We start from the raw sequence: 6,030 nt of genomic DNA, 5'->3' as shown, positions 1-6,030 counted from the left end.
GTAACACGGGTTCGAATCCCGTACGGACTATTTTGGAGGATTACCCAAGTCCGGCTGAAGGGAACGGTCTTGAAAACCGTCAGGCGTGTAAAAGCGTGCGTGGGTTCGAATCCCACATCCTCCTTTTGTAATAACGCGGGATGGAGCAGCTCGGTAGCTCGTCGGGCTCATAACCCGAAGGTCGTAGGTTCAAATCCTGCTCCCGCAATAAGGCTCGGTAGCTCAGTTGGTAGAGCAATGGATTGAAGCTCCATGTGTCGGCGGTTCGATTCCGTCTCGCGCCATTATATATTTTTCGGAAGGGTAGCGAAGAGGCTAAACGCGGCGGACTGTAAATCCGCTCCTTCGGGTTCGGGGGTTCGAATCCCTCCCCTTCCATTATTTTAGTTACGGGCATAGTTTAAAGGTAGAACTAAGGTCTCCAAAACCTTCAGTGTGGGTTCAATTCCTACTGCCCGTGTTAATAAAATTATGGCGGGTGTGGTGAAGTGGTTAACACACCAGATTGTGGCTCTGGCATGCGTGGGTTCGATCCCCATCACTCGCCTATTTTATATTATTGGGGTATAGCCAAGCGGTAAGGCAAGGGACTTTGACTCCCTCATGCGTTGGTTCGAATCCAGCTACCCCAGTTACTATTTGCCGGCGTGGCGGAATTGGCAGACGCGCTGGACTCAAAATCCAGTGTCCGCAAGGACGTGCCGGTTCGACCCCGGCCGCCGGTATAGTATAGAGTTAAGGAACGTTGATAAATCAGCGTTCCTTTTTGATTTGGTCAACTTTTGGTCAATAATTCTATTTTTTAACTAAACTCGTCAAAACAGCACGAACTTTGTTATTTTCAATATCAGCTTTTTCCTTTATTAGATGGCCGTAAGTTTCAGTGATTTGTTTAATATCTCGATGTCCCATTAACTTAGAAACTGCCCAAATATCAACGCCCATTGCTAACATTGTTGAACAATACGTGTGTCTCAGGCCTGTACTTGTCATAGTCTGCGGATAAATTTTCAAATCTTTTAAAATTTGCTTTAGATGCTTATTGATTCCTGCATTTGTTACAATCTTATAATTCAAATCTACTAAAACTATATTTTCGTTATTTGTAATTGTACCGTTTTCAATGAATACACTTTGTTCTTGTTTTAGTTTTTTGAGAATAGTTAAAGTATCATTATCAATAGGAATTGTACGAATTGATTCTTCTGTTTTGGGATTTGCCCAGCATTTTCTAGCGGTATCATATCTGCGATATGTTTTTATTTCTGAACTTTGCCACAACACACAATCCCATGTGAGACCTGCAACCTCCCCTGCACGCATTCCTGTTTTCAGTTGAATCAATAAAAGATATGGAACAATTGAAGTTGTTAAATCAAGATTGTTTTCTAGATATGTCACTAGTTTTTGATAGTCATCAAAGCTATGAATATATTTTTCATCTCTTCGCTTCTTTGGAGGTCGTCCTGAAAGTATAACCCCTTCAGTAAAATCTTCGATATTAAGCTTATCTCTTTTCGCAAATACAATCACATTTCTAATTTCCGCATTCAATCTACTAACATTGTCACGACAATTTGTTTCAGCATACTTATTTATAAAAGCCTGATATTCGCTTGCTTTAATTTTTAAAGCTGGTTTGTCTTTGAAATATTCTTTTATAAACTTACCACGCAATAAATGTTTATTAAATGTCGACTCTGCTTTTCCGAGTGGTTTGACTGTTAATTCTAGCCATTTTTCCCAGAGGGCATAGAATGTAATATTTTTATCAATTATCGCACCATTAATCAGTTTTAACTCAAGGGCTAGCGCTTCAATTTCAGCTTCTCTTTTTGTCTTGAATCCTGAGTTTGAAGCAACTACCTTTTTATTTTTATCAAATATTCTATAGTCCCATAAATTCTTTTTACCTCTTTTTCTGTATGACACTGACATGATTACCTCTTTCTAAAAAGACGATAACCAAGATATTATCTTGATTATCGTATCATAAATTAAAGATTTCTGCAAAGTTTTCTTCAAAAAATTGTTTTGTTTTGCTGGCTAAGAAGTAGTACCGTCCACCCTGATTCTCTGGATACTTTACAAAACCATCTTTATTCTTTTCGATATCGATTTTTGAGCGAATATCCGACCGATATAGAACATTTTCCAAAAGCCAAGGTCGAGATACTGAAACCATCTCCAAAACCTCAGATAAGCTCATATATTGCCCCTGTGAAGCCTTGTTTTTTAATTTAAGATATTCATCTTTCTCAACGATGATGTGAGAAGCAGGTATCTGTACTTCTAAATTGTCTATTTTGATTAAAATCTTATCCGTCATATAATTTTTTCTCTTTCTGTGATAAAATAAGGTATAGAAATAGTATTTACTGTTTCCATTAATTTTAGTTGTCGCTGTTTTTCTTGGTTTGGTCACTAGGAGAGTCAGCGATAACTTTTTTTATATCTGATAAAATATCCTCAGTAGCAGTATCTATTCCTTTGCTAATGAGTTCTTCTGCAATTTCTTCAATAGATTGTTTTTGTTCAATTAGCTCAAGATATTGTCTCATTTCAAACGTTAATTCCTTGTATTGATTATCATCAATTTTGACATGATAAACAATGTAATGAATACGACGATTTAGTTGAGTGATAGGGTCGTACTTCTGTTTGTCGGGTGCAACTAACATTTTATAAATTTGGTATGGGGTGAAGATGCTAGATATATGAACTGTATCCCATAAAGCATATACATTGCTGTAACGTGCATGAACTTGGTTTGGATATACATCTAGCAATTTTAAAAATGTTTGATAATCAATATCCCCTTTAAATTCATCCATAAATAAAATAGATTCCCCTGTATGATTATCAAGCCCCCCTGTACCATAATCTGATAAAACATAAACATTTTCAATGCCAAATTCTTCTTTTAAACGAACTTGCATATAACTTTTACCTGTTCCTGAACCTCCCAAATGCCAATATACACTGATGTTCTTGACCAGAGGAGCGTTAGCGACTTGCATTTGATAATAATGTTCTTTAATCATTTTTGAAAACTTGCGATAAGATAAATTTTGACGCATAATCTCTTCAGGGGATAGACCTGCTTCAAGTAACTCTTGAATTACTTCTAAATCTTTTCTTTTTCCTTGTTGATTTGCTTCAATGATACCATGATTCATCATCGGAACAACAGTTGTATGAGCTTTTTCTTCATGCTTCCCTGTCTTGTTGAGATATGCTATGACCTGTTCACGAGTTCCACGAGTCAGCTCAACATGAATAGTGGGATAGAGCTTTTTGATAGCTGAAAAGCGTGTCTGATTCTTTGCTTCTAAAATAAGATGAGAATGATGATTGCCATTATCTCCTATCTCATAATTAGCAGCTGCTGAGCGAGTTTCTTCTTTACCATCAACCCAGAGATAAATTAGATGTTCAACCATTTCTTCGGGACTATAATTTTTATTTGGGTCAAGATTGTTACGAAATTCATCGACTTGTTTACGAGTTTCATCTGAATATCTTGCGTCATCAAAAGTTGTATCAGTGATATTAAAAAGTTTATCAATATTATTTAAAGTACAGCAGAAAGAGCTGGCTTTGTATTGAGAACTAAGTTCTTTTGACATGTTATAAATTCCTTACTTTCTTTTTGTCTTGTCTTTGATGTTGTGTAAAGGTAATACTAGCTTTACACAACACCCTAGACATATAACGAACCGCATATATGTGCTGGTGTACCTGCCTGCCTTCAGCAGCAGTACACCGCACTATTAACCATCATTATTTTTAATAGGATAGACTTCACCAATATTACATTTAGCAACAGATGAAAAATTTTTACCTTCAGGGTCTCTAATAATATCGTTGAATTGATAATTTTTATCTAAATAATTTAATTCCTTTTTTATTTTTGGAAATAATTTTTCAATAACATCAGCACTCTCAGTATTTGAGGGCAATCTTCCATTCAATACAGCACAATCTTTATAAAAAGTGACGGTCAATGCTTTTAATGAACGATTGACTTTCTTGACAATAACTTGTTTTGTATTCATATAACGAGACGATTCTTCCAGCGTCGGCTCTACATTGATGTGAGTACAATAACGACGAATTTTCCTAGTAGCTAGATAGGATTTGATGCTGTTTCTAAAATAATCCGATTCAGCACGACGAAATAAAAATTCTAAAAAAATTGCGAAAAATAAAATAGAAAACGCACTCAATATAATTAAACGCAATATCCAAATAAACACTACAAAGTAATAGAACGATTCTAAGTGAATTTGAATAATTAAAAACGTAGCTAAACGTTCAAAAATAAAGAATATTAATGAAATAAAAATTGTAGAATTAATTACATTATATTTGTTAAAGTATTTTTTCATGTGATTTCTTCCTTCCTGATGTTATAAGAGGGGGTAAGCAAGGGCATGATGTGAGTTCTGTGTTCATTGTCTGTAAACTTGACTATACCTGTACCAATCCCTGTTGGAACTACAATATTGTCAACATTGGCATTTGGTAGCAAAAACTGACAGGTATTCGCATTTATTTCACCTAAAATAAATATACAGTTGATTTGTTCACGCACAGCTGTATTACCTGCAAATGCGGTCGCATCAAAACGTTGACTGCATAAAATGAGTGAAATTGAGGTCTGACGACCTAGTAGAGCGATCGTCCCGAGCAATTGCCCAAATGCTTCACGAGACTGCTTTGAACTTCCCTGAACGAGTGCTAATAGCTCGTCTATTACAATATAAATTCTTTCAAAACGCTTATTAGGCTCTTTCAGTAATATCTCTTGACGTTGGTAAATCTTTTCAATAACCCGACCCAATAATTCATTGACATCTGTAATAAAACTGTTTAAATTTGAACCGTGCTTTGGAGCTAATACTTCCAAGCCTAATTCTTTGCTTAGTAAATAAATATCGGATAACTTGGGGTCAACGCAAATAATTTGATTTGTGAAAGATTTTAGACAACTAATCAAATAACGTAAGAAATGAGTCTTTCCTGTACCAGATGGGCCACTCACTGCCAAATGTGTAACCGATTTCATAGAGATGTTACAAATGTTATTCGCCATAATTGGGAGAGCATTTTCTGATACGTTCTGTTTGATAAAAGATGCAAGATTATCAATTTTTAGACGACTTGGAATCCCGTCCAACCATGGAAAAAAGAAAGCTCGAGCTAAATTTGGATTGCTAGTATCATAAGGAACAAAAAATGCATTATTCTGTGGTAAGAGAGTCTTGAATGGATAGAGTATGCCGGCGCAAATAGCTGAAATTTTAAAATAAAGTTGCGAATCGAGTGAATACGAGACTGGGAGATTTGCAATGTAAAAGAATCCCGTGTCATTACTTGCGACCTTAATATTGAACGAACCCAAATAAGATGATTCATTATTAATATCTAGAGCATTATTCAAATTTCTTAGAATGAATTGTTCTAATTCGAATTTATTTTTACCAAATTCAGCCACACCAGCAGAAGTTGCTGATGTAGCTTGAGTTTGGCCTTTATTCATTGAAAAAGCCATATGTTACTTTCCTTTCCTAATACCTTTAGCTCTGAAATAAAGCTGTCCATATTGATTCTCAAACGCTTCTAAATCTTCAAACTCAACTATATCGCCGATTTCGAATTTTGATAAATTTGGCTTATTTTCTGGTAAAAATTTGACTTTAAAAGGATTGTGATTGTCAGTTGCAACGTAAACTTGATAACCTAAAATTTTATCAGTACGTTTCATTTTTTCTTTACCCTTAACGATTTCACCAGTTTTTTCGAATTCATATTGAGTCTCAAGTTGTTTACCTACCAACTTAATAACTTCATCTGAAAGAGCTTCTTCTGCTAGGCTAGCGCTGTAGCCGTTCGTTTTTTTAAAAAATGTCATGATTGACCTCCAATGAAAAAATTTTTTAAAGTTTTGCTACACGAGCATTAACTTCATGAGTCTATTCTAACAATAATTTTTTCTAAAATCTATAAAATGTGAATTTTAAATTT

At 35.2% G+C, this 6,030-nt stretch carries 6 protein-coding genes and 8 tRNA genes; 8 read left to right on the top strand and 6 right to left on the bottom strand.

Annotated features, from left to right (window positions below; all coding sequences use genetic code 11):
- The first annotated feature begins 34 nt into the window (after window positions 1-34).
- From HMPREF2628_RS03235 to HMPREF2628_RS03200, 8 genes are all read left to right on the top strand, one after another.
- A tRNA-Ser gene (locus tag HMPREF2628_RS03235) sits at window positions 35-124 on the top strand.
- Window positions 125-134: 10 nt separating this feature from the next.
- A tRNA-Met gene (locus HMPREF2628_RS03230) sits at window positions 135-208 on the top strand.
- Window positions 209-211: 3 nt separating this feature from the next.
- Window positions 212-284: transfer RNA gene (locus HMPREF2628_RS03225), tRNA-Phe, on the top strand.
- Between the two features lie 13 nt (window positions 285-297).
- Window positions 298-378, top strand: a tRNA-Tyr gene (locus tag HMPREF2628_RS03220).
- 11 nt (window positions 379-389) lie between these two features.
- Window positions 390-460 (top strand) — tRNA-Trp (locus HMPREF2628_RS03215).
- 14 nt (window positions 461-474) lie between these two features.
- Window positions 475-547 (top strand) — tRNA-His (locus tag HMPREF2628_RS03210).
- A gap of 13 nt (window positions 548-560) precedes the next feature.
- Window positions 561-632: transfer RNA gene (locus tag HMPREF2628_RS03205), tRNA-Gln, on the top strand.
- A gap of 9 nt (window positions 633-641) precedes the next feature.
- Window positions 642-725, top strand: a tRNA-Leu gene (locus HMPREF2628_RS03200).
- A gap of 70 nt (window positions 726-795) precedes the next feature.
- On the opposite strand, the gene HMPREF2628_RS03195 is transcribed toward HMPREF2628_RS03200, so the two are convergent.
- From HMPREF2628_RS03195 to HMPREF2628_RS03170, 6 genes are all read right to left on the bottom strand, one after another.
- On the bottom strand, window positions 796-1,938 hold the full coding sequence (locus HMPREF2628_RS03195; RefSeq protein WP_070842318.1) for a tyrosine-type recombinase/integrase: 1,143 nt from the start codon (window positions 1,936-1,938) through the stop codon (window positions 796-798).
- Between the two features lie 52 nt (window positions 1,939-1,990).
- A complete protein-coding gene (locus tag HMPREF2628_RS03190; protein WP_070842317.1) occupies window positions 1,991-2,329 on the bottom strand; it encodes a DUF771 domain-containing protein in 339 nt (112 codons plus the stop codon).
- Window positions 2,330-2,393: 64 nt separating this feature from the next.
- Window positions 2,394-3,629 (bottom strand): replication protein RepA, encoded by a 1,236-nt coding sequence (locus tag HMPREF2628_RS03185; RefSeq protein WP_070842316.1) that lies wholly within the window; start codon window positions 3,627-3,629, stop codon window positions 2,394-2,396.
- A gap of 144 nt (window positions 3,630-3,773) precedes the next feature.
- The gene (locus tag HMPREF2628_RS03180) at window positions 3,774-4,391 is read right to left on the bottom strand and encodes a hypothetical protein (protein WP_070842315.1); all 618 of its coding nucleotides are present in this window, start codon (window positions 4,389-4,391) and stop codon (window positions 3,774-3,776) included.
- The gene (locus HMPREF2628_RS03175; protein ID WP_070842314.1) at window positions 4,388-5,557 is read right to left on the bottom strand and encodes an ATP-binding protein; all 1,170 of its coding nucleotides are present in this window, start codon (window positions 5,555-5,557) and stop codon (window positions 4,388-4,390) included. Before HMPREF2628_RS03175 ends, HMPREF2628_RS03180 begins: the two co-directional genes overlap by 4 nt.
- Before the next feature lie 3 nt (window positions 5,558-5,560).
- A complete protein-coding gene (locus HMPREF2628_RS03170) occupies window positions 5,561-5,917 on the bottom strand; it encodes a hypothetical protein (protein WP_070842313.1) in 357 nt (118 codons plus the stop codon).
- Window positions 5,918-6,030: the final 113 nt, after the last annotated feature.

The organism is Streptococcus sp. HMSC063B03, from assembly GCF_001836965.1.
Classification (GTDB): Bacteria; Bacillota; Bacilli; order Lactobacillales; family Streptococcaceae; genus Streptococcus; species Streptococcus pneumoniae_F.
This window is presented reverse-complemented; position numbering and strand designations above follow the sequence as displayed.

Coding starts and splice junctions, on each gene's coding strand:
- HMPREF2628_RS03190 (WP_070842317.1), bottom strand. CDS start 2,329: ATGACGGATAAGATTTTAATCAAAATAGACAATTTAGAAGTACAGATA.
- HMPREF2628_RS03170 (WP_070842313.1), bottom strand. CDS start 5,917: ATGACATTTTTTAAAAAAACGAACGGCTACAGCGCTAGCCTAGCAGAA.
- HMPREF2628_RS03195 (WP_070842318.1), bottom strand. CDS start 1,938: ATGTCAGTGTCATACAGAAAAAGAGGTAAAAAGAATTTATGGGACTAT.
- HMPREF2628_RS03180 (WP_070842315.1), bottom strand. CDS start 4,391: ATGAAAAAATACTTTAACAAATATAATGTAATTAATTCTACAATTTTT.
- HMPREF2628_RS03175 (WP_070842314.1), bottom strand. CDS start 5,557: ATGGCTTTTTCAATGAATAAAGGCCAAACTCAAGCTACATCAGCAACT.
- HMPREF2628_RS03185 (WP_070842316.1), bottom strand. CDS start 3,629: ATGTCAAAAGAACTTAGTTCTCAATACAAAGCCAGCTCTTTCTGCTGT.